Here is a 23,729-nt window from a genome sequence, read left to right as displayed (position 1 = left end):
GCGACCTTATTGGGTAATAAGCCCCCTCCCACAAGGGTTGTGCGGTGTTTTCAGAGCACCTTATCCAACGTGATCGGAAACTCCCGCACCCGCTTGCCGGTGGCGTGGTAGATCGCATTCGCCACCGCCGCCGCCACGCCGACAATGCCGATCTCCCCCACGCCCTTGGACCCCAGGGCGTTGACGATCTCGTCGTGCTCTTGAACAAACACCACGTCAATCTCGCCGATATCGGCATTCACCGGGATGTGATACTCGGCCAGGCTGTGGTTCATGTAGCGCCCCAAACGGTGGTCGACCTGGGTTTCTTCATGCAACGCCATGCCGATGCCCCACACCACGCCGCCGAGGATCTGGCTGCGCGCCATTTTCGGATTGACCACCCGCCCGGCGGCAATCGCGCTGACCACCCGGCTGACCTTGATAGTGCCCAGGTCTTCGTCGACGCGAACTTCCACAAAAACCGCCGAATGAGTGGCGGTGGCATAGCCCTCGCGTTTTTTGTCGGGCTGGCTGTCCACCTGTGCCTCCAGCGTCGCTTGACCACTGTCCTTGACCAGTTGCGCCAGCGACACACTCACATCACCGGTATGCAGTTGGCCGTCTTCAAAGCGCACAGATTCGGCCTCCTTAAATACCGGGTACGTCTGCCGAGCGATGCCCAGCAGTTTGGCCGTCAACGCTTCGCAGGCTTGCTGCACGGCGGTGCCCACCGACGACACGGTAAACGAGCCGCCCTGCAGCGGCGCGGTGGGCAGTGAGGAATCGCCGAGCAGGAAGCTCACATCACCCATGGCCACACCGCTGGCTTGCGCCGCAATCTGGGTCATCACCGTGTAGGTACCGGTGCCGATATCCGTGGTCGCGCTGCTGACCGTCAGTTTGCCTTCAGTGTCGATACGCGCCTTGGCGCTGGCCTTCATTTGCATGGCCTCCCACACGCCGCCGGCCATGCCCCAGCCGATCAACTGGCGGCCATCGCGCATGCTGCGCGGTTCCGGGTTGCGCTGCTTCCAGCCGAACCGCTCGGCGCCCTCGCGGTAGCATTCGCGCAGGGCTTTGCTCGACCAGGGTTTGTCTTCGTTGCCGTTGCGCTCTGCATAGTTGATCAGCCGCAGTTGCACCGGGTCGATGGCCAGGGCGCAGGCCAGTTCATCCATGGCGCATTCCAGGCCGATCAACCCCAGGGCGGCGCCGGGTGCGCGCATGTCCAGCGGCGTGAACACGTCCAGCGGCACCAGTTTGTAGGTCAGTTGCACGTTGTCGCAGTGGTAGAGCATGCCGCTCCACTCCACCACGTGCTCGCTGAAGTCTTCGAAGCGCGAGGTCTGGCCAATCGCCGTGTGCCCCAGCGCCAGCAACCGACCGTTGGCCGCCGCGCCCACTTGCAGGCGCTGCAAGGTGCGTGGGCGGTAGCCGAAGGTGAACATCTGCTGGCGCGTGAGGGTGACACGCACCGAACGCTTGAGCGCCAGCGCGGCCATCACCGCCAGCGGCAGTTGGTACTGCGGGCGCAGGCCCGAGCCGAACGCACCGCCGACAAACGCGGCGAAGACGCGCACCTGGCTTTTATCCAGGCCGAAGACTTTTTGCACATAGGCCTGGCAGTTCTGCGGCCCCTGGGTTTTTTCATGGATATGCAACGTGCCGTCCGGCTGATACAGCACGGTACTGGCATGGGGTTCCATGGGGTTGTGGTGTTCGATGGGCGTGCTGTAGTGCAGATCGAGGCTGATGGCCGCGCCGGCCCACTCGGCCTGGAAGTTGCCGCGCGGCGCGGGCGGCGTTTGCGGTGAGGGGTGGGCCCGCTCCTGCTGGGTGAGCAGGTCCGTCTCGAAGGCGTCGCGGTCGTACTCGATTTCGACCAGGGAGCCCGCATGCCGGGCCAGTTCCAGGTTGTCTGCCACCACCAGGGCCAACGGCTGCCCGCTGTAGAGCACGCGGTCGTTGTAGAGCGGGCGAAACGGCGAGCCATCGGCGGCATCGGCGTCGGCAAAAGCGTCGTCGTAGCTGGCGATTGTCGGCCGGTTGAGGTGATGGATAACGTCCACCACACCCGGCAGTGCCAGGGCTTTTGAAGCATCGATACGGGTTACCCGGCCTTTGGCAATGCTGCTGGACACCACGCTGCCATGCAGCAGGCCGTCTTCGGGAAATTCCGCTGCATAACGCGCCTGGCCCGTGACCTTGAGCACACCGTCGACACGGTCCAGGGGTTTGCCGATGGCAATCATGGCTGTTCTCCCGCGACAGCGGCGTCGCTCAAGGCGCGAATAATTGCACGGCGCGCCAGCTTGATCTTGAAGCCGTTGTGCTGCAGCGGCTCGGCGTCTTGCAATAAGGCATCAGCGGCGTTGCTGAAGGTTTCGCGGCTGACGGCTTGGCCGATCAACGCGGTTTCCACTGCGCGGTCACGCCAGGGTTTGTGGGCCACGCCGCCGAGGGCCAGGCGCGCATCGGTGATCACATCGCCGTTCAGTTCAAGCGCGGCGGCGACGGAAACCAAGGCGAAGGCATAGGAGGCGCGATCGCGGACCTTGAGGTAATGGCTGTGCCGCGCCAACTGATCGGCGGGCAGTTCAATGGCGGTGATCAGTTCATCGTCGGCCAATTGGTTGTCGCGTTGCGGTGCATCGCCGGGCAAGCGGTGGAAGTCGGCGAACTCGATCACCCTGGCGCCGGCGCGGCCTTCGACATGCACCCGCGCCTCCAGCGCCGCCAGGGCCACGCACATGTCCGACGGGTGAGTGGCCACGCACTGCTCGCTGGCGCCGAGGATCGCATGGATGCGATTCAAACCGCTGCGCGCCGGGCAGCCGCTGCCAGGCTCGCGCTTATTGCAGGGCACCGTGGCGTCATAGAAGTAATAGCAACGGGTGCGTTGCAACAGGTTGCCACCGGTACTGGCCATATTGCGCAGTTGCGGCGACGCCCCGGCCAGGATGGCCTGGGACAGCAAGGGGTAACGCTGTTCGATCAAGGGGTGCCAGGCCAGGTCGGCATTGCTCACCAGCGCGCCGATGCGCAGGCCGCCGTCGGCGGTTTGCTGGATGTCATGCAGCGGCAGGCCAGTGATGTCGATCAGGTGCTCGGGGTGGCTGATGTTCTCTTTCATCAGGTCCAGCAGGTTGGTGCCGCCGGCGATGAAGCGCGACACACCGCTGCTCAGGTGCACAGCTTCTTGCACATTAACGGGCTTGCTGTAATGGAAGGGATTCATCGCTCACCTCCCAGGGCATCTTCAATGGCATCGCGGATATTGGAATAGGCGCCGCAGCGGCACAGGTTGCCGCTCATCAATTCCTGGATTTGCGCCGTGTCGTGGGCACGGCCTTCATTGGCCAGGCCGACGGCGGAGCAGATCTGGCCGGGGGTGCAGTAGCCACACTGGAAGGCGTCATGCTTGATGAAGGCTTGCTGCATCGGGTGCAGTTGGTCGCCGTTGGCCAGGCCTTCGATGGTGGTCAGCTCGGCGCCATCGCACATCACCGCCAGGGTCAGGCAGGCATTGATGCGCTTGCCGTCGCGCAACACGGTGCAGGCGCCACATTGGCCGTGATCGCAGCCCTTTTTACTGCCGACCAGGTCCAGTTGTTCGCGCAGCAGGTCGAGCAAGGTGGTCCAGGGCAGGATGTCCAATTGGCGATCCTGGCCATTCAAGCTCAAGCGTATCGAGTGGGCGACGAACGGTTGGGCCGCCGCGCCATTGGGGGTCGCGCTCATAAACACCTCACGGTTGGTGTACGTCCGCGGCGTTCAGGGAAACCGCCGTCTCAAGGGGTACGACTTCCCGGGGTTTTGAGCGTTCAAGCTGATTGATCAGTGGATATTGAGCTGGGTTTTCAGGGTGTTGCGCGGGGGGTTGATCGAGGAGTTGCTGTATTCGAACCAGCCCTGGGCCTCGACGTCCAGGTCAAACACATAGATGTAGCCCATCAAGGTGCCCGCGCCATTGCAGGCCTGGCTGATGTTACCGACCTGGCACACCGCCGTGCGCTGGCCGTTGAGTACCGCGCCGTTGAACAGGCCGACCGGGTTGTTGCCCAGGCCCACCTCCATCACCGACACCTTGGTGGGCCCACGGTGGGTACACATCTGGGTACTGCCGGCGCGCTCCGGGATGGTTTCCGTGCACCGCGCCGATTCGACCTTGAACACGCGCACCTCGCTCAAGGCCGGTGCAGTCGCGCTCCACGCTGGTGCCGCGCCCAGCCACAGGCCGAGACAAGGGATCAGGGCTAGACTCCACGCGTTGGCTTTTTTCATGCTGTCGATGACCCGCTGTTGAACGTCGGCGCAGTATGCCTCAAGGCCATGCGCCACACAGCCTCGGCTGCTGGTATGATGCGCCGCTTTTTCCGATCCTCTCTGAAACCACAGGCGCTTGGCGCAGTTTGTGCTTTGACTTAGAGGTCAACAAATCACGACGCAAAATAGCGTCACAGGGAGCCGGCATGCTGGAAAAGCTGTTTCAACTCAAGGCACACAACACCAACGTGCGCACCGAGATCCTCGCGGGTATCACGACATTCCTGGCCATGGCCTACATCCTGTTCGTGAACCCGAGCATCCTCGGCGAAACCGGCATGGACAAGGGCGCGGTGTTCGTCGCGACTTGCCTGGCGGCCGCCATCGGTTCCACCGTGATGGGCCTGATCGCCAACTACCCGATTGCGCTCGCGCCGGGCATGGGCCTCAACGCCTTCTTTACCTACACCGTGGTGCTGCACATGGGCCACACCTGGCAGGTGGCGTTGGGGGCGGTCTTTATTTCGGCGGTGCTGTTCTTCCTGCTGTCGATCTTCCGTATCCGTGAGTGGATCATCAACGCCATCCCCCTGCCCCTGCGCTCGGCGATTGCCGCCGGTATCGGCCTGTTCCTCGCGTTGATCGCACTGCACAACGCGCAGATCGTGGTCAGCAACCCGGCCACCATGGTTGGCCTGGGCGACCTGACAAAAGCCGCCCCCATCCTCGCCACCCTCGGTTTCGTGCTGATCGTCGCACTGGAAGCCCTGGCCGTGCGCGGTGCGGTGTTGATCGGTATTCTCGCGGTCACCATCGCCTCCATCGTATTGGGCGTGACCCCGTTCGGCGGCGTGACCTCGATGCCACCCTCCCTGGCCCCGACCTTCCTGCAGCTGGATATCAAGGGCGCGCTGGATATCGGCCTGGTCAGCGTGATCTTCGCCTTCCTGTTCGTCGACCTGTTCGACAACTCCGGCACCCTGATCGGCGTCGCCAAGCGCGCCGGCCTGATGAGCAAGGACGGCCACATGCCGAAAATGGGCCGTGCGCTGATCGCCGACAGCACCGCCGCCATGGCCGGCTCGCTGCTGGGCACCTCGACCACCACCAGTTACATCGAATCCGCCGCGGGCGTGAGTGCCGGTGGCCGAACCGGCCTGACGGCCATCGTGGTCGCGATCCTGTTCCTGCTGGCGTTGTTCTTCTCGCCGCTGGCCGCCAGCGTACCGGCCTTCGCCACCGCGCCGGCGCTGCTGTTCGTGGCGGTGCTGATGACCCAGGGCCTGGCCGAAATCGACTGGGATGACATTACTGTGGCCGCGCCGGTGGTGATCACCGCCCTGGCGATGCCCTTCACTTACTCCATCGCCAACGGCATCGCCTTCGGTTTCATCGCCTGGACCGCCATCAAGCTGCTTTCGGGCCGCTACCGTGAGCTGAACCCGGCGCTGGTGATTCTGTCGATTCTGTTTGTGATCAAGCTGGGCTGGTTCAACGCATGACTTTTGACGCCGCACACTACACCGCGCAACTGCAAGACAAGGTCACGCGCCTGCGTGACCTGCTGGCACCGTTCGACGCGCCCGAACCGCAGGTATTCGACTCGCCCCTGCAGCACTTTCGCCTGCGGGCGGAGTTCCGCCTGTGGCGCGAAGCCGGCGAGCGCCACTACGCGATGTTTTCCCAGGACGACAAGCGCACGCCGATCCTGATCGAAGAGTTCCCCATCGCCAGCCAGCGCATCAACCAATTGATGCCGCAGCTCAAGGCCGCCTGGCAGGCCAGCGCCGCCCTGAGCCACAAGCTGTTCCAGGTGGAGTTCCTCACCACACTGGCGGGCGACGCAATGATCACCCTGTGCTATCACCGCCCGCTGGATGAGCATTGGCACACGGCGGCGAACAAACTCGCGGCCGACCTGAACGTGAGCATCATCGGCCGCTCCAAGGGCAAGCGCGATGTGATCGGCCACGACTACGTGGTGGAAAAACTCGAGGTTGGCGGGCGCACCTTCAGCTACCGCCAACCTGAAGGCGCGTTCACCCAGCCCAACGGCACGGTAAACCAGAAGATGCTCAACTGGGCCTACGAAGCGTTGGGCGAGCGCCCGGATGACTTGCTGGAGCTGTATTGCGGCAACGGCAACTTCACCCTGCCGCTGGCGACCCGCGTACGCAAAGTGCTAGCCACCGAAATCAGCAAGACTTCGGTCAACGCAGCCTTGAGCAACCTTGATGAAAACGCGGTGGGTAACGTCAACCTGGTGCGCCTCTCCGCCGAAGAACTCACCGAAGCGCTCAACGACGTGCGCCCCTTCCGGCGCTTGCACGGCATCGACCTGAAGAGTTACGAGTTCGGTAGCGTATTCGTCGACCCGCCACGCGCCGGCATGGACCCGGACACCTGCGAACTGACCCGACGCTTCGACAACATCCTGTACATCTCCTGCAACCCGCAAACCTTGGCGGCGAACGTCGCGCAACTGCATGACACGCACCGCATTACCCGCTGTGCGCTGTTTGACCAGTTCCCATGGACGCACCATATGGAATCCGGGGTGTTGCTGACCCGGCGATAAACCCGACGCACACCGCCGCCCGACATGTGAGAGCGGCGCTGTTCCGGCGGCTGATTAAAGGTTCGATAATCGAACACATCCGCCGCCTTTAATTGACCAAATTAACCATTCAGTACATTTTATCCCCACAACGAACAAGACCTGTGGAGATACATCTGATGCCGCCTATCGTGCTGGTGCTCAACGGCCCCAACCTCAACCTGCTCGGCACCCGCGAGCCCGCCACCTATGGCCACGAAACCCTGGCCGACGTCGCCGCCCTGTGCGGGCGCAGCGCCGAGAAACTCGGGCTGAAGATCGAATTTCGCCAGACCAACCACGAAGGTGAATTGCTCGAGTGGATCCACGGCGCCCGCGAACGTTGCGCCGGCATCGTGATCAACCCGGCGGCCTGGACCCACACCTCGGTAGCGATCCGCGATGCGCTGGTGGCCAGTGAAGTGCCGGTGATCGAAGTGCATTTATCCAACGTGCATGCACGTGAGGCGTTTCGTCATCACTCGTTCGTGTCGCCCATCGCCAAGGCAGTGCTCGCAGGCTTTGGCAGCCATGGTTACCACCTGGCCCTGGAACATTTCAGCCGGTTGCTCAAGGGTTCAGCTCAATGAAATCGCGCATCCTCGCCGGCCTGATCGGCGCCGGTATCCAAGCCTCCCGCACCCCAGCCCTGCATGAACAGGAAGGCGACGCCCAAGGCTTGCGTTACCTGTACCGTCTCATCGACCTTGAGCCCCTGGGCCTGGACATCAACGCCCTGCCCGACCTCCTACGCGCCGCCGAGCAGATGCACTTTACCGGGCTGAACATTACCTACCCGTGCAAACAGGCGATCCTGCCGTTGCTCGATGAACTGTCCGACGAAGCCAGGGGCATTGGCGCGGTGAATACGGTGGTGTTCAAAGACGGCAAACGCATCGGCCACAACACCGATTGCCTGGGGTTTGCTGAAGGGTTTCGACGCAACCTGAGTGATGCGCCGCGCCGGCGCGTGGTGCAGATGGGCGCCGGTGGCGCGGGCGCTGCGGTGGCCCATGCACTGCTGGCCGGAGGCGTGGAGCACTTGAGTATTTTTGACGTGGATGCCCAGCGTGCCCGCGAGCTTGTGGATAACCTCGCCCAGCGTTTCGGCAGCGGCCGCGTGCAAGTGGGTCAGGATTTGGAAAACGCCCTGGCCGAGGCGGATGGCCTGGTCAACACCACGCCAATGGGCATGGCCAAACTGCCCGGTATGCCGGTGCCGGCAGCCTTCTTGCGGGCGCAATTGTGGGTTGCGGAAATCGTGTATTTCCCACTCGAAACCGAACTGCTGCGCAACGCCCGCGCCCTGGGTTGCCGCACGCTGGATGGCGGCAACATGGCGGTGTTCCAGGCGGTGAAGGCGTTTGAGTTGTTCAGTGGCGAGGTGGCGGATGCGCAACGGATGTTGGCGCACTTCAAGAGCATGAATACCTGACTGTAGAAACCAAATCCAAATGTGGGAGGGGGCTTGCTCCCTCCCACATTTTGAGCCAGTTTTCACATGAGGTTCAGCGGTGAATTCAGGCCTGCAGGTACCGCAACACCGACTCACAGATCATCTCGCGATGCCGTTGTTTAACCGCCTCATCCGACAGCTCGATCTGAAAGATCTCACTGAACGTGTGGCGGTTGGACACCCGGTAAAAGCTGAATGAGTTGATCAGCAAGTGCACATCCAACGGCTCCAGCCCTTCCCGGAATACGCCCATTTCAGCCCCGCGGCGCAAGGTCTCCCCCAGCCCTTCCAGGATCTTGCTGTTCATCGCCTTGATCGTGTCGGTGCGCTTCACGTACTCGGCATTGTGGATATTTTCGATGCTGACGATCCGCACAAAATCCACGTTCTGGTCATGGTGATCAAAGGTGAATTCCACCAACCGCCGGATCGCCTCACGCGGTTCAAGCGCGGTGAGGTTCATGCGCGTTTCGGTATTGCGGATATCGCCGTAGAGCTTCTCCAGCACCTCGACGTACAGCTGCTCCTTGCTACCGAAGTAGTAATAGATCATGCGCTTGGAGGTGTGAATGCGCTCGGCGATGGCGTCCACCCGAGCCCCGGAAAGGCCCTGCTGGACAAACTCCGCAATAGCCTCCTGGAGTATGTTTTCGCGGGTCTTTTCCGGGTTGTTCTTACGACTCTTGCGCGGTGCGTCTGACACCGCAGGGAGTTCGGGACTCGAGGTCATGGTGCGCTCACGGCCATTGTTGTGCAGGCGCTGATTATGGGCCGCGGCGCCTGCCGAAGGAAGCGCTCGACTCGCCGTTATAAACGCGCCTGGCGCAAGGCACCGCTGCGCGATTTGGCCATCGCCGCTAGACGCACGGCCACGTTGGCCGCTCCGTAGCCGGCATAGCCGTGCTTGCGCTGGATGATTTCGAAGAAAAACCGCCCTTCGAACGGTTCGGTGTACACGTGAAATAACTCACCGCCCTGGGCGTCACGGTCGTACAACACGTTGTAGTACGCCAGTTCGCTGAGGAACTCATCGTCAAAGTCGAAACGCGCCGCCAGGTCGTCGTAGTAGTTGAGCGGGATGTCCAGCAGCGGTACGCCGGCCTCTTTGGCGCGGCGCACCTCGGCGAAAATATCCGCACAGTCGAAGGCAATATGGTGCACGCCAGAGCCGCGATAGCTCGACAGCGCGTGGGAAATGGCGGTGTTGCGGTTCTCGGAGATGTTCAGGGGCAGGCGAATCGAGCTGCAGCGGCTACGCAATGCGCGGCTTTTAACCAGGCCATACGGGTCGGGCAGCACCACTTCGTCATCGGCTTCGAAATCCAGCAGGCTCTTGTAGAACAGCACCCAACTGTCGAGGCTGTCGGCCGGCAAGGCCATGGCCATATGGTCGATGCGCAGCAGGCCACCGCCATCGGTCGCGGCCGGTTGCAGGTTGAAATCGGTGTCGTACAGCCCGCCTTCGCCTTGGTCTACCAGGTAAATCAGGCTGCCATCCGGCGCGCGCACGGCCGCAAGTTCCAGTTCGTTGGGCCCGACCAGGCCACGATAGGGCTGGCCCTTGTAGGCCACCGCTCGTTCCAGGGCCTTGGCACTGTCCTTGACCCGGATGGCGGTGGCGCACAACGACGGCCCATGGGCTTCGAAAAAATTATGCGCGAAGGAATAGGGCTCGCAATTGAGGATCAAGTTGATATCGCCCTGGCGCAACAGGCTCACGCTCTTGGAACGGTGCTGCCCGGCCTTGACGAAACCCAGACGCTCCAGCCAATGGGTCAGCTTGGCGCCAAGGTTTTCATCCACGGCGAACTCAAGAAACTCAATGCCGTCGTACTCGCTGGCCGCCGGGGTTTCGAAGAGGATATCCAGCGGCGCGGCGGGCTGCTCCTCGGCCAGCCGTTCGCGGGTTTTCTCTTCCAGGTACAGCAGCGATCGCAGGCCATCGGCGGCATTCGCGCGGGTCGGCGCGGCGCGGAAGCCATCGTTGAAAATTTCCAGGGACAACGGCCCGGTGTAGCCACTCTTGATGATCGGCGCGAGGAAGCCCGCCAGGTCAAATTCACCCTGGCCAGGGAAGCAGCGAAAATGCCGGCTCCACTCCAGCACGTCCATGGCTAGGATCGGCGCGTCGGCCATTTGCACGAAGAAGATCTTATCGCCGGGGATCTGGGCGATGGCACTCGGGTCGCCCTTGAGCGACAAGGTGTGGAAACTGTCGAGCAACACGCCCAGGCTGGGGTGATCGACCTGACGCACCAGGTTCCACACCTGCTGCCAGGTGTTCACATGCCTGCCCCAGGCCAGCGCTTCATAGCCGATGCGCAAACCTCGGCGGCCGGCATGTTCGGCCAACAGGCTGAGGTCGTCGAGCAGAATACGTTCATCGCCCACCGAATCCGCCGCGGCGTTGCTGCACACCAGCACCAGGTCGGTGCCCAGTTCCTGCATCAGGTCGAACTTGCGCTCGGCGCGCTCCAGGTTGCGCGCCAGGCGGTCGCGTCGGCAGCCTTCAAAGTCGCGGAACGGCTGGAACAGCGTGATAGCGATACCCAGGTCGGCGCACATTTGTTTAACTTCGCGCGGGCTGCCGTCGTAATACAACAAGTCGTTTTCAAAGATCTCGACCCCATCAAACCCGGCGGCGGCAATGGCTTCGAGCTTTTCCGGCAGGGTGCCGCTCAAGGACACAGTGGCGATGGAACGTTGCATGGGCGACTCCCGGCAATTGTTGTTTGTGGCAAATTATTCGCCGCCAGCCTACGCGCAGCAATTAAAATGTACGAACCGGTTAGTTTTCAGTGCGATTATCGAACACAATGCCCCATAGCGAATTGACGATTTTTTAGCCACTGCGCACCATCGACTTCGCTTCTACCTGTAAGAAAAAGACCCAGAACACACCATAAAAATTTCAAAAAACGGGTACAACCACATGCCTCTGCAAAACTCCGCCCTGGCCTCGCGCCCCGGCACCCCGCACGCCGGCATCGGCGACAAGATCCGCGGCGCCATGGCCGTAGGCAAAACCCGCTGGGGCATGCTGGCCCTGGTGTTTTTCGCCACCACCCTCAACTACATCGACCGCGCCGCGTTGGGCGTGATGCAACCTATCCTCGCCAAAGAAATGAGCTGGACGGCGATGGACTACGCCAACATCAACTTCTGGTTCCAGGTGGGTTATGCGATCGGCTTTGTGCTGCAAGGCCGCTTGATCGACCGCGTCGGCGTGAAACGCGTGTTCTTTTGCGCGGTGCTGCTGTGGAGCCTGGCCACCGGCGCCCACGGCCTGGCCACCTCGGCCGTCGGCTTTATGGTGTGCCGCTTTATCCTCGGGCTGACCGAGGCCGCCAACTACCCGGCCTGCGTCAAGACCACACGCCTGTGGTTCCCGGCGGGTGAGCGCGCGGTGGCCACCGGTATCTTCAACGCCGGCACCAACGTCGGCGCGATGATGACGCCGATGCTGCTGCCGTTGATCCTGCATGTGTGGGGCTGGCAGGCGGCGTTCTTGTGCATGGCATCGCTCGGCGCGATCTGGCTGGTGTTCTGGGGGCTGAAATACTACAACCCGGAAGAGCACCCAACCGTCAAACAATCGGAACTGGACTACGTGCAACAGCACGCCGAGCCGGAACAACCCGGCGTCCCGTTCAGCCGCATCCTGCGCATGCGCGGCACCTGGGCGTTCGCCATCGCCTATGCGCTGACCGCGCCGGTGTTCTGGTTCTACCTGTATTGGCTGCCGCCGTTCCTGAACCAGCAATACAACCTGGGCATCAACGTGACCCAAATGGGCATCCCGCTGATCATCATCTACCTGACCGCCGACTTCGGCAGTGTGGGCGGTGGCATCCTGTCGTCATTCCTGATCGGCCGCGGGATGAACCCAATCAAGGCGCGGCTGCTATCGATGCTGCTGTTTGCCTGCTGCATCGTGGGCGTGATCATGGCGGCCGGTTCCAGCCAACTGTGGGTCGCGGTATTTGCGATCTCCCTGGCCATCGGCGCGCATCAGGCCTGGACGGCCAACATCTGGAGCCTGGTGATGGACTACACGCCCAAGCACATGATGAGCACGGTGTTCGGCTTCGGCGGCATGTGCGCGGCCATCGGCGGCATGTTCATGACCCAGATCGTCGGCCATATCCTCACCGTGACCAACAACAACTACACCGTGTTGTTCACCCTGATTCCGGCGATGTACTTCATTGCGCTGACGTGGATGTACTTCATGGCGCCGCGCAAGATTCCTACGGTAGACGTGTAATTCAACGACGCCGCTGCTGCCAGGCAGCGGCCAACCCGCTCATGCAGATCACCCCGATACCGGCCACCGTGGTCATGTCGGGGGTATGGCTGAATACCAGCCAGCCCAACAACCCCGCAAACACGATCTGGCAATAGCCGAACGGCGCCAGCAAGGCCGGCGCCGCAAAGCGGAACGCCTGGGTCAGCATCAAGTGCGCGGTCATCCCGCACGTGCCCAGCGCCAGCATCAACACGCCGTGCCACAGCGTCGGCACCTGCCAGAAGAACGGCACCATCGCACTCATCACCAGGGTATTGCACAGCCCGGCAAAGAAGTTGCTGGTAGTGGGCGTGTCGTATTGGCTGAGGATGCGTGTGAGCAACTGGTAAAAGCAGAAGAACATCGCCGAACACAATGGCAGCAGCACCGCCGGGGTGAACAGCTCGCCGCCGGGATGGATGATCACCAGCACGCCGACAAACCCGCAGATCACCGCCAGCCATTGGCCGCGCGTGACGTGTTCGCCCAGCAGCGGCACCGAGAGAGCCGTCACCAGGATCGGTGCGAGGAAGTTCACCGCCGTGGCTTCCGCCAGGGGGATGTAATGCAAGGCGCTGGTAAAAAACAGACTGGTGCCCAACAGGCACAACGCCCGCACCACCTGCATACCGGGCCGTTTGCTGCGCAGCACGCGCAGGCCCGATTGCGGCAGGAAGATGCCGGCCATCAGCAAGGTGTGCACCACATACCGCGCCCACACCACCATCACGATCGGGTAGAACCCGGCCAGGTATTTGGACAAGGCGTCGTGGCTGGAAAACAGGAACGTCGCCAGCACAATCAGCAGGATGCCTTTAAAGGGGTGGTTGACGCCGGAAAGTGGGGTACTGACAGTCATGGAATTCTCTTGCGTGGCGAGCGGAACACTGAGCACTGAACGAGGTAGCGCTAACCCGGTAATCTAGCAGCCGGGCCGGAGTCTGCCCCAAGAGCATAACCAAACACCGGGCGAACAGCGCACTAAATCAGCGGATTCGAGTCCAACCCTGCACGCCCGCCCCCGCGCTGCGCACTTTTCAACCAAGGCTTTGCTATGAAAAAAATCTTCTTTGTTGTGTCTGCCCTTGCCCTGCTTACCGCCTGTAACGAGCAAGCCAAGGACGCGCCAAAACCCGCGCCGGCGTCGGTACAAGCCACCCTGGTACCGGAACACCCGCCCACCGATAAGTGGGTCGGCCAATGGGTTGGCGTCGAAGGCCTGAACCTGACCATCGCCAAGGACGACGCCATCGGCCGTGGCCATTATCGGCTCACCATGCAATACGGCCTCGACGCCACCGACAGCGGCACCTTCAAGGGTGAAGCCAATGAAGAGGGCATCGCCTTCGTACGCCCGGACGGCCCACAACTGCTGCGGGCCGGCGACGGCGAAGCCACCGGCCTGAAGTGGCTGGCCGATAAAAAAGACTGTTTGATCGTGAACACCGGTGAAGGGTATTGCCGCTAATAACGGCCATACTCCACCCATAACTTTGTAGGACCGTTCATCAAGAGGATTGCCCCATGCTATGGAAAAAAGGCCGACGCAGCGACAACGTGGTGGATGCGCGGGATGACAGTGGCGGCGGTGGTGGCGGCATGCGCTTTGGTGGCGGCAAGGGCCTGAGCCTCACGGCGATTGTGCTGATCGTCGGCATCGGCTGGCTGACCGGCCAGGACCCGCTGCAGATCCTCGGCCAGTTGACCGGCCAGATGGAACAGGCGCCGTCGGTCAGCACACAGACGCGCCAGGCGCCGCCGGCCAACGATGAGCAGGCCGATTTCGTGCGTGCGGTGCTGGGCGACACTGAAGACACCTGGGCCCAGGTGTTCCAGGAAAACGGCCTGGCCTACAAGAACCCGAAACTGATCCTGTTCCGTGGCCGGGTCAATTCCGCCTGCGGTGGCGCCACCTCGGCCACTGGCCCGTTTTATTGCCCGGCGGATCAACAGGTGTACCTGGACCTGGACTTCTTCCGGGAAATGTCGCAACGCTTCCAGGCCGCCGGCGACTTTGCCCAGGCTTACGTGATCGCTCACGAAGTGGGGCACCACGTGCAGACCCTGCTGGGCATCTCGTCCAAGATCCAGGCCGCGCGCCAGCAAGGCCGACAGATGCAAGGCGACGGCGGCCTATTGGTACGCCAGGAACTGCAAGCCGACTGCTTTGCCGGCGTGTGGGCCAACCGCGCGCAAAAACGCTTGAACTGGCTGGAGCCCGGCGACATCGAAGAAGCCCTGAACGCGGCCAACGCCATTGGCGATGACCATTTGCAACAGCAGGGTCAGGGCCGCGTGGTGCCGGACTCGTTTACCCACGGCACTTCGGCGCAGCGGGTGCGCTGGTTCAAGACCGGCTTCGCCCAGGGCCAGATCACTCAATGCGATACGTTTGCCGCCAAGAGCCTTTAAATGAATAAACCATGGGGTGTGCTGCTGGGGGTTCTGGTCTCGTGTTCAACCCTGGCCGCCGAGCATGGCGTCGCGGTGGTCAGCCCCGAGCGGTTCCACCTGCAGGCCGGCGACCTCAGCCTGGGCCTGAGCCAGGACTGGCGCCAGCCGCTGCCCCGCGTGACCCGCGCGTTGATCATCGTGCATGGCCGCTTGCGCAATGCGCAGACCTACCTGCAAAGCGGCAAGGAGGCCGCTGAACACGCGGGGGTTGGCGCCGCGACCCTGGTGATTGCACCGCAGTTTCTCAACAACGCCGATGTGAGGCGCCACGCGTTGGGTCAACAGGTATTGCGCTGGAACGGCAACAGCTGGATGGCTGGCGAGCCGTCGGTCGGCCCTGGCCAACTCAGTTCTTACGGCGTGCTGGACCAACTCATCAAGCACCTGGGCAACCGCACACTGTTCCCGGCGCTCAAGGAAATCGTAGTGGCCGGGCATTCCGGCGGCGGGCAAGTCGTCCAGCGCTTCGCCCTCACCGGTCACGACCACCCGACTCTGCAAGCCGAAGGCATCCGCCTGCGCTATGTGGTGGCCAACCCTTCGTCCTACGCCTACTTCAGCCCGCAACGCCCGGTCCAGTTCGACGCAACCCTGTGCCCGGGTTTCAACGACTGGAAGTACGGCATGCAGCACCTGCCCGCCTACGCCCATGGCCAGAGCCCGCAACATCTGGAACAGGTCTATGTGTCACGGGACATCACCTACCTGCTGGGCCAGCAAGACACCAACCCCAACCACCCGGCGCTGGACAAAGGCTGCGAAGCCGAGACCCAGGGCGCGTATCGATTGATTCGCGGACACCACTACTTTGACTATCTCACGCTGCGCCATCCGCAACTGCGCCAGAAGCTGGTGGAAGTGCCGGGGGTGGGGCATGACGGGGATAGGATGTTTACCTCGCCGGAGGGGCAAAAGGCGCTGTTCCCCAATAACCCCTGAAGAAACCGGCTCAAAATGTGGGAGGGGGCTTGCCCCCTCCCACATTTGATCTTTATTGACTGGGCTAAATCATTCGGCGCAGTACCGTGCAGTCTGGTGCATGCCAATCCGCCAACTCCGGCCAGGGGTTGTCCGGCAGGTTGACCAGCACCGTGCGGGCGCCCGCCGCCCGACCGCAATCCAGGTCAAAACGGTAATCGCCGACCATCACCAACTCACTCGGCGCCACGTCCCACGCGGCCGCCAGTTTCAACAACCCACCCGGGTCGGGCTTGGGCGGCGCATCCTCTCTGCCGAGTATGTCGTCGATGGCAAAACACTCTGCCAGGCCAATCGCTTCCAGCGTCACATGCGCCAATGCCTGCGCATTGCGCGTCAGAATCCCCAGGCGATACCCACGACTGGCCAATTCGCGCACCAACTCCACCGCGCCAGTGGCCGCCACCGAGCCCAGCGCCAACTCACGCTCATGCTCCAGCAACCAGGCATGCTTGGCCGCCGCAACATCGGCGGGCAATGCGGCCAGATGGGTGAGGATGTCGTCCTCGGGCGGTATCTCCAGCGCCACGCGGATGGCCGCAAAGTCATGCACGGCCACCGTGAGGGTGCCGTCCATATCAAATACCCAGTGCTTAACGTCGCTCAGGCTCATGCCCAATCCTTGCGATGGCGAATCAACCCTTCCTGGGTCACCGATGCCACCAGTTGGCCGGCGCGGTTGTACACACTGCCACGCGAGAATCCGCGGGAATTGCCGGCCCACGGGCTGTCCATGGCATACAGCAACCAGTCATCGGCGCGCAGGTCGGCGTGGAACCACAGCGCATGGTCGAGGCTGGCGACCTGCATGTCTTTTTGCCACACGGTCTTGCCATGCGGCAGTAGCGAGGTGGTCAACAGGCCGAAGTCCGAGGCGTACGCCAACAGGTATTTATGCAGCGCCGGCGTGTCGGCCAGCGCACCGTCGGCGCGAAACCACACGTATTTGACCGGGTCGGACGGCTGCGGGTTGAACGGGTCTTTTTCGGTGACCGGGCGCACTTCGATCGGCTTGGGGCACAGCAGCTTTTCGCGCATGTGCTCGGGGATCAGGTGCGCGCGCTGCTGGGTCAGCTCAAGCTCCGACGGCAGGTTTTCCGGGCCGACCACCACGGGCATGGTGGTTTGATGCTCAAAGCCTTTTTCGTCGTACTGGAACGATGCGCTGCAGGTGAAGATCGGGTGGCCCTTCTGGATCGCCGTGACGCGGCGCGTGCTGAAACTGCCGCCATCGCGCACGCGGTCCACCGAGTACACCACCGGCAACGCCGCATCGCCGGGGCGCAGGAAATAACCGTGCAACGAATGCACGTGGCGTGCTTCTTCGACGGTCTGGCTGGCCGCCGACAACGACTGGCCGAGCACCTGGCCGCCGAACAGTTGACGAAAACCCAGGTCCTGGCTGCGGCCGCGAAAGAGGTTTTCCTCGATCGGCTCCAGGGTCAGCAAGTCCACCAGATCTTCCAATACTTGGCTCATAGAGCAACTCCTACAATCTATGGGGCATTCCGGGCTGCTTATCCGTGCAGCGTGTCCAACCATTGGGCGCGGGTGATGCGGTACAAAACATGCGGGCGCAGCGGGTCATCGGCTGCGACCTTGGGGTGTGCAAAATCTGCCTGCGGATCGTAATGCATACCGATGGCCTGCATGACTTTTTGTGAGGGCTGATTGGCCTCCGTGGTAAAGGCGACAATTTCATCCAACTGCAAACGGTCGAAACCACAGCGCAGTGCGGTCCAGGCCGCCTCACTGGCGTAACCCAGGCCCCAATGCTCGCGAGCCAGGCGCCAGCCAATTTCCACTGCCGGGGTAAAGCCGGCTTCAAAGTTGACGTTCTGCAAACCGGTCAGGCCGATGAACTCACCCGTGTCCTTACGCTGCAACGCCCAAAAGCCAAAGCCGTATTCGGCGAAGTGGCCGCGGATCCGCCCTATCAGCGCAGCGCTTTCCAGGTGGCTGAGCTTGGCCGGGAAATAGCGCATCACCTGCGGGTCGGCGCACATGCGCGCAAACTCCGGCAAGTCGGTGTCGCGCCATGGGCGCAGCACCAGACGCGCGCTTTCCAATTCGAGTATCGGCTCCATGGGTCCCCTCCCCTTGCCATGTGCGTGAGTGTACAGCGCTGGTAAGATCCTTCGCAGTTTCCCGTCAGAAAATCCCATGCCTTTGCCATTGATCTACCACGACGACTACAGCCCCGAGTTCCCGCCGGACCACCGGTTCCCCATGGACAAATTTCGCCTGTTGCGCGACCACCTGGTGGACAGCGGCCTGACCCAGGACAGCCAACTGCTGCGCCCGCCGCTATGCCCGGCGGACATTCTGGCCCTGGCCCATGAACCTGGGTATATCGAGCGCTACATGAGCGGCGAGTTGTCCCGCGAAGACCAGCGCCGCCTCGGCCTGCCCTGGAGCGAAGCCCTGGCCCGGCGCACCGTACGGGCGGTGGGCGGTTCGATACTGGCCGCCGAGCAGGCGCTGGAACACGGCCTGGCCTGTCACCTGGCGGGCGGTACCCATCACGCGCATTACGATTACCCGGCGGGCTTTTGCATCTTCAATGACCTCGCGGTGATCAGCCGCTACCTGCTGGCCAGCGGCCGGGTCAACCGCGTGCTGATCTTCGACTGCGACGTGCATCAAGGGGACGGCACCGCACGCATCCTGCACGACACGCCGGAGGCGATTACCGTGTCGCTGCACTGCGAAAAGAACTTCCCGGCACGCAAGGCCCACAGCGACTGGGACATCCCGTTGCCCATGGGCATGGGCGACGCCGACTACCTCAAGGTGGTCGACGATGCCCTCAACTACCTGCTGCCGCTCTACCAGCCCGACCTGGTGCTGTACGACGCCGGTGTGGATGTGCATAAAGACGACGCCCTGGGCTACCTCAAACTGACAGACGCCGGCGTGGCCGCCCGCGATGAAAGCGTGATGCGCCATTGCCTGGGCCGCGACATTCCGGTGATGGGCGTGATCGGCGGCGGCTACAGCAAGGACCGCCCCGCCCTGGCGCGCCGCCACGGCATCCTGCACCACAGCGCGCAACGGGTGTGGACGTCATCAGGTTGTCATTGAGCTGTGAGCGTTACCCACAATGGCTGTGGAACGGCCTGTGGATAACTTGAGCGTAAGCGGCTGAGAGCGAGCCGCCATAAGGCTTGTAGGAAAGTGTACATTTTTTGATCAGGCAGCCGCCGCTCCGTCCGGTAGAATGCTCGGCTTATTCACAGCCCGTGTAGCCTTGCCCATGCCTCACACCGCACCTCCACACGTCACTATTATCGGCGGCGGCCCAGCCGGGCTGATGGCCGCCGAAGTCTTGAGCCAGGCCGGGGTGCGCGTGGACCTGTACGACGGCATGCCTTCGGTGGGGCGCAAGTTCCTGCTGGCCGGCGTGGGCGGCATGAACATCACCCACTCCGAAGCCTACCCGGCTTTTGTGTCGCGCTACGCCGAACGCGCACCGCAGATGGCGCCGTTGCTGCGTGGGTTTGGTGCCCAGGCATTGTGCGAATGGATCCATGGTCTGGGCATCCAAACCTTTGTCGGCACTTCCGGCCGCGTATTTCCTACCGATATGAAAGCCGCCCCGCTGTTGCGTGCCTGGCTCAAACGCCTGCGCGACCAGGGCGTGGTTATCCACACCCGGCATCGCTGGGTGGGCTGGAATGCCGAGGGCGGTTTACTTATCCACAGCCCGGACGGCGAAAAAGTTGTCCACAGCGCTGCCGTGCTGTTGGCGTTGGGCGGTGGCAGCTGGTCGCGCCTGGGCTCCGACGGGGCGTGGCTTAACCTGCTGGAGGGCAAAGGCGTGCCCTATGTTCGCCTGCAGCCGAGCAATTGCGGCTTCGACGTGTCTGCCTGGAGCGAACTGATGGTCAGCAAATTCGCCGGCGCGCCGTTGAAGAACGTCGCCATCGGCCTGGGGGACGACGCGCCTCGACTGGGCGAGTGTGTCATCACCGCCACGGGCATCGAAGGCAGCCTGATCTATGCGCTGTCGGCGCCGATTCGCGAGACGATCAACCGCGACGGTTCGGCGACGGTGCATATCGATTTGTTGCCGAGCAAACCGTTGGACAAGGTCCGGGCCGCCCTGGCCAAGCCGCGTGGCTCGCGGTCGATGAGCAAGCATTTGCACAGCCAGTTGGGGTTGGATGGGGTCAAGGCCGCGTTGTTGCGCGAACTGACGCCGGCTGAGCACTTCAACGATCCGGCGCAGTTGGCGGTGGATATCAAGGCGTTGCCGTTGAGGCTGGTGAAGACGCGGCCGATAGATGAGGCGATCAGTACCGCCGGTGGCGTGCCGTTTGAGGCGCTGGATGAGCGGTTGATGCTCAAGCAATTGCCGGGGGTGTTTTGTGCGGGGGAGATGCTGGATTGGGAGGCGCCGACTGGGGGGTATTTGCTGACGGGGTGCTTTGCCAGCGGGCGGGCGGCTGGACGGGGGATGTTGGAGTGGCTTAGAAGCAGCCACAAGCTATAAGCGACAAGCTACAAGTAAAGGCACCACGGCGCCGACTTGCAGCTTGCGGCTTATAACTGCTTCACTTCTTCTTACGCGGCCCCGTGTTAAACACTGGCACCTTGCGCACCGGCTTGATCGACGGCTCCACCGGCGCGGCGTCCCCACTGTCCACCCACTTGCCCAGGTTGCGCTTACCGCCGCCACCGGAGGTTTTAGGCTTCTTCGGTTTTTTCGGCTTCTTCACCACTTGCCCGCTGGCATCGGTGTCCGGCACGCGGTGTTCCGGTTCGAAGTCGGCTTCCATTTTGCGGGTCAGGGTCTGACGAGTGAGCATCTCGATGGCCGACAGCATGTTCACTTCATCAGCGCACACCAGGGAAATCGCCTCACCGGTGTTGCCCGCACGACCGGTACGGCCGATGCGGTGGATGTAGTCTTCGGCGACGATCGGCAGGTCGAAATTGACCACCAGCGGCAGGTCTTCGATATCCAGGCCACGGGCGGCTACGTCGGTGGCTACCAGGATCTGCACTTCGCTGGCTTTGAAACGGTCCAGGGCACGCTGGCGGGTCGCCTGGGGTTTGTCGCCATGGATACCGTCGGCATTGATGCCCAAGCCCTGTAACTTGTCCACCAGCGCATCCACGCCGTTGCGGGTCTTGGCGAACACCAGCACCTGCTTCCAGCGACCTTTGCGCATCAGGTGGACGAACAACTCCGGCTTGCGCTTCTTGTCCACCGGCACCACCCATTGCTTCACGGTGTTGGCGGCGACGTTGCGCGGGCTGACTTCGATGCTCAGCGGGTCGTTGAGCATCTGCCCGGCCAACAGGCGGATGTCGTCGGAGAAGGTCGCGGAGAACAGCAGGGTCTGGCGCTTTTTCGGCAGCATGCGATAGATGTTCGCCAGCTCTTCGGAAAAGCCCAGGTCGAGCATGCGGTCGGCTTCATCCAGCACCAGGGTTTGCAGCTGGTTGAGTTTCAGCGCGTTCTGGCGGAACAGGTCGATCAGGCGGCCAGGCGTGGCGACCAAAATGTCGACGCCCTTGCGCAGCTTCATCATCTGCGGGTTGATGCTCACGCCGCCGTACACCGCGTAGGTGGTCAGCGGCAGGTGTTGCGCGTATTCGGCGACGCTGGCGTGTACTTGCTCGGCCAGCTCCCGGGTGGGGCAGAGGATTAACGCGCGCGCCGAGTTAGCGGCGACTTTCGGCCCTTCCATGGTCAGCAGTTGCAGCAGCGGCAAGGCGAAACCGGCGGTCTTGCCGGTGCCGGTCTGGGCCGCGGCCATCAGGTCGCGACCGGCCAGCACCGCCGGAATGGCTTGCGCCTGCACCGGCGTCGGGGTCTGGTAGCCAAGCGTCTCAAGGGCGCGCAGCAAGGGTTCGATCAGGCCAAGGGTGGCGAAAGTCATGTAGTTACCGTAGGAAAATTCAGCGCAAGGTCGCAATTGCGCCGCAGTTTACCTTATTTCCGGCTTCGGCTTGCGCCACTGCGGCAGGCTGATCAGCAGCACCGCGCTGATGATCACCAGCATCGCCAGGGCTTCTTCCACGCCGATGGTTTCGCCCACGAACACGATCCCCAGCAACACTGCCACCGCCGGGTTCACATAGGCATAGCTGGTCGCCGCCGCCGGGCGCACGTGCTTGAGCAGGTACATATAGGCGTTGAAGGCGATGATCGAACCGAACACCGTCAAGTAGGCCAGCGCCAGCCAGCCTTCCAGCGGCGGCATGGCCTGCAGGTGTTCACCGGACACCGCGCTGCCGATCAACAGTGCCACACCGGCCACCAGCATCTCCGCCGCGCTGGCCATGGCGCCCTGGGGCAGCGGCAAATGCCGGCTCCATACCGAGCCGAACGCCCAGGAGGCCGCCGCGAACAACAGCAACGCGGCGCCCATCGGGCTCGATTGCAAGGTGCTGCCCATGTTGAGCATGGCAATGCCGACAATGCCCAGGATCACCCCGGCCCATTCCAGGCGCGTATTACGCGCGCCCCAGAAGTACCCGCACAGCAAGGTGAACAGCGGCACCGTCGCCACCGCTAGCGCGGCCACCCCGGATGACACGCCCGTGTGTTCGGCCACGCTGACCGCGCCATTACCGAAGGTGAGCAGCAAGATGCCGATCATCGCGGCTGCCTTCCATTGCGCCCAGGTCGGTGCCGGCACCCCGCGCCACCTGAGGTAGCCGTACATCAACGCCCCCGCCGTGCAGAACCGGATACCCGCTAGCAACAGCGGCGGCCAGTATTCCACGCCGATGCGAATCACCAGGTAGGTGGAACCCCAGATCACATACAGCGCAAAAAAGGCGGCGATCAACGGTAAGGGAAAGCGACGTGGGCCAGGCATTGGGCGGCTCTATGGCAGGAGTGGGAGGCTTATTCTAGAAACGAAGGAGAATAAACATAAGTTACAAAACCTGTTTAAACCGCCCATACACTTTTCAAAGCATGGTTATGAAGGCTATAACCCGTGCTTTCGAAAGCCACGCGCAATTGGAGCCTTATCATGGACAAATACGATCGTATGCTCCTCAGCGCCCTGCTCGAAGACGGCCGCGCCTCCTATGCGCAACTGGCCCGCACGGTAAACCTCTCCGCCCCCGCCGTGGCCGAGCGCGTGGCCAAGCTGGAGGCCAGTGGGGTGATCACCGGGTACCAGGCCAAGGTGGACTTATCCAAAGTGGGGTTGCCGATTCAATGCGTGATTGAACTGCGGCTGACCAATCATGGCAGCCAAAAGGTCTACGACGCCCTCGCCGAAATCCCCGAACTGACCGAATGCCACCGGGTAACCGGCGACCCGTGCGTGATCATGCAAGCCGCGGTGGGCTCGATGCCTGAGCTTGAGAATTTGATCAACCGGATAGCCAAGTTCGGCTTCAGCAAAACTTCGATTATTTTGTCGAGCGCGATAGAACGGCGCGTGCCGTTGGGGCAGTTGGAGGGCAATGGGAAAAGTGGTGGCTGAGCGATCGCGATCGGGAGCAAGCCCCCTCCCACACTTGTGAACTCCTTCAAAAGGTCTGTTGAAATCGCCCTCGATTAAAAAAACGGAAGGCTCCGATAGCAGTGCAGGACTTAACCTACTGACTGTTCTGACGACACATAAAAAAGCCATCCACCGCGCAGTGTTTCGATGGCCAGCAAGACCAATCCCTTTCATTTGCGGGACGTTTCCGAGAGAATTCCACGGCCTTGTTTCCGTCGGATTCGGTAGCTA

The 23,729-nt window shown here is 62.3% G+C and carries 23 protein-coding genes; 11 read left to right on the top strand and 12 right to left on the bottom strand.

The window, feature by feature from the left end:
• Positions 1-50: 50 nt before the first annotated feature.
• The 4 genes from AB4N98_RS16450 to AB4N98_RS16435 form a co-directional block, all read right to left on the bottom strand.
• Positions 51-2,234 (bottom strand): xanthine dehydrogenase family protein molybdopterin-binding subunit, encoded by a 2,184-nt coding sequence (locus tag AB4N98_RS16450; protein WP_135196727.1) that lies wholly within the window; start codon positions 2,232-2,234, stop codon positions 51-53.
• Positions 2,231-3,220: an FAD binding domain-containing protein gene (locus AB4N98_RS16445; protein ID WP_017528881.1), complete on the bottom strand. Its 990-nt coding sequence runs from the start codon at positions 3,218-3,220 to the stop codon at positions 2,231-2,233. Before AB4N98_RS16445 ends, AB4N98_RS16450 begins: the two co-directional genes overlap by 4 nt.
• Entirely contained in the window at positions 3,217-3,723 is a 507-nt protein-coding gene (locus AB4N98_RS16440; RefSeq protein WP_460148816.1) for a (2Fe-2S)-binding protein, read from the bottom strand. The genes AB4N98_RS16445 and AB4N98_RS16440 overlap by 4 nt, the downstream gene beginning before the upstream one ends.
• A gap of 96 nt (positions 3,724-3,819) precedes the next feature.
• Complete coding sequence (locus AB4N98_RS16435; RefSeq protein WP_116079184.1) at positions 3,820-4,266, bottom strand: DUF4879 domain-containing protein; 447 nt, start codon at positions 4,264-4,266, stop codon at positions 3,820-3,822.
• A 188-nt stretch (positions 4,267-4,454) separates the two neighbouring features.
• Here AB4N98_RS16435 and AB4N98_RS16430 point away from each other — a divergent pair, with 188 nt between their 5' ends.
• The 4 genes from AB4N98_RS16430 to AB4N98_RS16415 all read left to right on the top strand — a co-directional run bounded on the left by AB4N98_RS16430 (position 4,455) and on the right by AB4N98_RS16415 (position 8,279).
• Complete coding sequence (locus AB4N98_RS16430; RefSeq protein WP_017528884.1) at positions 4,455-5,750, top strand: NCS2 family permease; 1,296 nt, start codon at positions 4,455-4,457, stop codon at positions 5,748-5,750.
• Positions 5,747-6,826: a tRNA (uridine(54)-C5)-methyltransferase TrmA gene (gene trmA / locus AB4N98_RS16425; protein WP_065876757.1), complete on the top strand. Its 1,080-nt coding sequence runs from the start codon at positions 5,747-5,749 to the stop codon at positions 6,824-6,826. The genes AB4N98_RS16430 and trmA overlap by 4 nt, the downstream gene beginning before the upstream one ends.
• A gap of 158 nt (positions 6,827-6,984) precedes the next feature.
• The gene (aroQ, locus tag AB4N98_RS16420) at positions 6,985-7,434 is read left to right on the top strand and encodes a type II 3-dehydroquinate dehydratase (protein WP_017528886.1); all 450 of its coding nucleotides are present in this window, start codon (positions 6,985-6,987) and stop codon (positions 7,432-7,434) included.
• Positions 7,431-8,279, top strand: a complete 849-nt coding sequence (locus tag AB4N98_RS16415; protein WP_460148814.1) for a shikimate dehydrogenase — start codon at positions 7,431-7,433, stop codon at positions 8,277-8,279. The genes aroQ and AB4N98_RS16415 overlap by 4 nt, the downstream gene beginning before the upstream one ends.
• A gap of 85 nt (positions 8,280-8,364) precedes the next feature.
• Here the strand turns inward: AB4N98_RS16415 and AB4N98_RS16410 are convergent, their stop codons facing one another.
• Together AB4N98_RS16410 and quiC are read right to left on the bottom strand one after the other, a co-directional pair.
• Positions 8,365-9,030 carry a TetR/AcrR family transcriptional regulator gene (locus AB4N98_RS16410; protein WP_017528888.1) on the bottom strand — a complete coding sequence of 222 codons (666 nt, stop codon included), beginning with the start codon at positions 9,028-9,030 and terminating at the stop codon, positions 8,365-8,367.
• A gap of 77 nt (positions 9,031-9,107) precedes the next feature.
• Complete coding sequence (quiC, locus tag AB4N98_RS16405) at positions 9,108-11,009, bottom strand: 3-dehydroshikimate dehydratase QuiC (RefSeq protein ID WP_068935225.1); 1,902 nt, start codon at positions 11,007-11,009, stop codon at positions 9,108-9,110.
• 223 nt (positions 11,010-11,232) lie between these two features.
• On the opposite strand from quiC, the gene AB4N98_RS16400 reads away from it, so the two are divergent.
• The gene (locus tag AB4N98_RS16400) at positions 11,233-12,567 is read left to right on the top strand and encodes an MFS transporter (protein WP_065876753.1); all 1,335 of its coding nucleotides are present in this window, start codon (positions 11,233-11,235) and stop codon (positions 12,565-12,567) included.
• Between the two features lies 1 nt (position 12,568).
• On the opposite strand, the gene AB4N98_RS16395 is transcribed toward AB4N98_RS16400, so the two are convergent.
• Positions 12,569-13,447, bottom strand: a complete 879-nt coding sequence (locus tag AB4N98_RS16395; protein ID WP_017528891.1) for a DMT family transporter — start codon at positions 13,445-13,447, stop codon at positions 12,569-12,571.
• Between the two features lie 195 nt (positions 13,448-13,642).
• Here AB4N98_RS16395 and AB4N98_RS16390 point away from each other — a divergent pair, with 195 nt between their 5' ends.
• From AB4N98_RS16390 to AB4N98_RS16380, 3 genes are read left to right on the top strand one after another with little or no spacing between them, the layout of a single operon-like run.
• Positions 13,643-14,056 carry a membrane lipoprotein lipid attachment site-containing protein gene (locus AB4N98_RS16390; protein WP_017528892.1) on the top strand — a complete coding sequence of 138 codons (414 nt, stop codon included), beginning with the start codon at positions 13,643-13,645 and terminating at the stop codon, positions 14,054-14,056.
• 56 nt (positions 14,057-14,112) lie between these two features.
• Positions 14,113-15,000 (top strand): KPN_02809 family neutral zinc metallopeptidase, encoded by an 888-nt coding sequence (ypfJ, locus tag AB4N98_RS16385; RefSeq protein WP_017528893.1) that lies wholly within the window; start codon positions 14,113-14,115, stop codon positions 14,998-15,000.
• Positions 15,001-15,981, top strand: coding sequence for a hypothetical protein (locus AB4N98_RS16380; RefSeq protein WP_017528894.1), 981 nt, complete (start codon positions 15,001-15,003; stop codon positions 15,979-15,981).
• Positions 15,982-16,045: 64 nt separating this feature from the next.
• Here AB4N98_RS16380 and AB4N98_RS16375 read toward each other — a convergent pair whose 3' ends face one another.
• The 3 genes from AB4N98_RS16375 to AB4N98_RS16365 are packed head-to-tail and all read right to left on the bottom strand — an operon-like array spanning position 16,046 to position 18,107.
• The gene (locus tag AB4N98_RS16375) at positions 16,046-16,633 is read right to left on the bottom strand and encodes an HAD family hydrolase (protein ID WP_065876751.1); all 588 of its coding nucleotides are present in this window, start codon (positions 16,631-16,633) and stop codon (positions 16,046-16,048) included.
• Positions 16,630-17,499 (bottom strand): acyl-CoA thioesterase II, encoded by an 870-nt coding sequence (gene tesB / locus AB4N98_RS16370; RefSeq protein WP_017528896.1) that lies wholly within the window; start codon positions 17,497-17,499, stop codon positions 16,630-16,632. Before tesB ends, AB4N98_RS16375 begins: the two co-directional genes overlap by 4 nt.
• Positions 17,500-17,537: 38 nt before the next feature.
• Complete coding sequence (locus tag AB4N98_RS16365) at positions 17,538-18,107, bottom strand: GNAT family N-acetyltransferase (protein ID WP_017528897.1); 570 nt, start codon at positions 18,105-18,107, stop codon at positions 17,538-17,540.
• Between the two features lie 76 nt (positions 18,108-18,183).
• Between AB4N98_RS16365 and AB4N98_RS16360 the strand changes: the two genes are divergently transcribed.
• Together AB4N98_RS16360 and AB4N98_RS16355 are read left to right on the top strand one after the other, a co-directional pair.
• On the top strand, positions 18,184-19,104 hold the full coding sequence (locus AB4N98_RS16360; RefSeq protein ID WP_017528898.1) for a histone deacetylase family protein: 921 nt from the start codon (positions 18,184-18,186) through the stop codon (positions 19,102-19,104).
• Positions 19,105-19,276: 172 nt separating this feature from the next.
• Positions 19,277-20,515: a TIGR03862 family flavoprotein gene (locus AB4N98_RS16355; RefSeq protein ID WP_068935233.1), complete on the top strand. Its 1,239-nt coding sequence runs from the start codon at positions 19,277-19,279 to the stop codon at positions 20,513-20,515.
• A gap of 61 nt (positions 20,516-20,576) precedes the next feature.
• Here the strand turns inward: AB4N98_RS16355 and AB4N98_RS16350 are convergent, their stop codons facing one another.
• Both AB4N98_RS16350 and yedA read right to left on the bottom strand, forming a co-directional pair.
• Positions 20,577-21,911 (bottom strand): DEAD/DEAH box helicase, encoded by a 1,335-nt coding sequence (locus tag AB4N98_RS16350; RefSeq protein WP_017528900.1) that lies wholly within the window; start codon positions 21,909-21,911, stop codon positions 20,577-20,579.
• A 48-nt stretch (positions 21,912-21,959) separates the two neighbouring features.
• Positions 21,960-22,856: a drug/metabolite exporter YedA gene (gene yedA, locus AB4N98_RS16345; protein WP_068935236.1), complete on the bottom strand. Its 897-nt coding sequence runs from the start codon at positions 22,854-22,856 to the stop codon at positions 21,960-21,962.
• A gap of 159 nt (positions 22,857-23,015) precedes the next feature.
• On the opposite strand from yedA, the gene AB4N98_RS16340 reads away from it, so the two are divergent.
• Positions 23,016-23,477 (top strand): Lrp/AsnC family transcriptional regulator, encoded by a 462-nt coding sequence (locus AB4N98_RS16340; RefSeq protein ID WP_017528902.1) that lies wholly within the window; start codon positions 23,016-23,018, stop codon positions 23,475-23,477.
• Positions 23,478-23,729 lie beyond the last annotated feature (252 nt).

Source organism: Pseudomonas sp. S3_E10, from assembly GCF_054667615.1.
The sequence above is the reverse complement of the archived record's forward strand: the minus strand, read 5'-3'. Positions and strand labels throughout refer to the sequence as shown.

Excerpts from the sequence above, each read along its gene's own strand:
- quiC (WP_068935225.1), bottom strand. The coding sequence starts at position 11,009 with ATGCAACGTTCCATCGCCACTGTGTCCTTGAGCGGCACCCTGCCGGAA.
- AB4N98_RS16375 (WP_065876751.1), bottom strand. The coding sequence starts at position 16,633 with ATGAGCCTGAGCGACGTTAAGCACTGGGTATTTGATATGGACGGCACC.
- AB4N98_RS16380 (WP_017528894.1), top strand. The coding sequence starts at position 15,001 with ATGAATAAACCATGGGGTGTGCTGCTGGGGGTTCTGGTCTCGTGTTCA.
- ypfJ (WP_017528893.1), top strand. The coding sequence starts at position 14,113 with ATGCTATGGAAAAAAGGCCGACGCAGCGACAACGTGGTGGATGCGCGG.
- AB4N98_RS16415 (WP_460148814.1), top strand. The coding sequence starts at position 7,431 with ATGAAATCGCGCATCCTCGCCGGCCTGATCGGCGCCGGTATCCAAGCC.
- AB4N98_RS16410 (WP_017528888.1), bottom strand. The coding sequence starts at position 9,030 with ATGACCTCGAGTCCCGAACTCCCTGCGGTGTCAGACGCACCGCGCAAG.
- AB4N98_RS16445 (WP_017528881.1), bottom strand. The coding sequence starts at position 3,220 with ATGAATCCCTTCCATTACAGCAAGCCCGTTAATGTGCAAGAAGCTGTG.
- AB4N98_RS16340 (WP_017528902.1), top strand. The coding sequence starts at position 23,016 with ATGGACAAATACGATCGTATGCTCCTCAGCGCCCTGCTCGAAGACGGC.
- AB4N98_RS16360 (WP_017528898.1), top strand. The coding sequence starts at position 18,184 with ATGCCTTTGCCATTGATCTACCACGACGACTACAGCCCCGAGTTCCCG.
- AB4N98_RS16400 (WP_065876753.1), top strand. The coding sequence starts at position 11,233 with ATGCCTCTGCAAAACTCCGCCCTGGCCTCGCGCCCCGGCACCCCGCAC.
- AB4N98_RS16355 (WP_068935233.1), top strand. The coding sequence starts at position 19,277 with ATGCCTCACACCGCACCTCCACACGTCACTATTATCGGCGGCGGCCCA.
- tesB (WP_017528896.1), bottom strand. The coding sequence starts at position 17,499 with ATGAGCCAAGTATTGGAAGATCTGGTGGACTTGCTGACCCTGGAGCCG.
- AB4N98_RS16440 (WP_460148816.1), bottom strand. The coding sequence starts at position 3,723 with ATGAGCGCGACCCCCAATGGCGCGGCGGCCCAACCGTTCGTCGCCCAC.
- AB4N98_RS16435 (WP_116079184.1), bottom strand. The coding sequence starts at position 4,266 with ATGAAAAAAGCCAACGCGTGGAGTCTAGCCCTGATCCCTTGTCTCGGC.
- AB4N98_RS16365 (WP_017528897.1), bottom strand. The coding sequence starts at position 18,107 with ATGGAGCCGATACTCGAATTGGAAAGCGCGCGTCTGGTGCTGCGCCCA.
- yedA (WP_068935236.1), bottom strand. The coding sequence starts at position 22,856 with ATGCCTGGCCCACGTCGCTTTCCCTTACCGTTGATCGCCGCCTTTTTT.
- AB4N98_RS16430 (WP_017528884.1), top strand. The coding sequence starts at position 4,455 with ATGCTGGAAAAGCTGTTTCAACTCAAGGCACACAACACCAACGTGCGC.
- AB4N98_RS16395 (WP_017528891.1), bottom strand. The coding sequence starts at position 13,447 with ATGACTGTCAGTACCCCACTTTCCGGCGTCAACCACCCCTTTAAAGGC.
- aroQ (WP_017528886.1), top strand. The coding sequence starts at position 6,985 with ATGCCGCCTATCGTGCTGGTGCTCAACGGCCCCAACCTCAACCTGCTC.
- AB4N98_RS16450 (WP_135196727.1), bottom strand. The coding sequence starts at position 2,234 with ATGATTGCCATCGGCAAACCCCTGGACCGTGTCGACGGTGTGCTCAAG.
- AB4N98_RS16350 (WP_017528900.1), bottom strand. The coding sequence starts at position 21,911 with ATGACTTTCGCCACCCTTGGCCTGATCGAACCCTTGCTGCGCGCCCTT.
- trmA (WP_065876757.1), top strand. The coding sequence starts at position 5,747 with ATGACTTTTGACGCCGCACACTACACCGCGCAACTGCAAGACAAGGTC.
- AB4N98_RS16390 (WP_017528892.1), top strand. The coding sequence starts at position 13,643 with ATGAAAAAAATCTTCTTTGTTGTGTCTGCCCTTGCCCTGCTTACCGCC.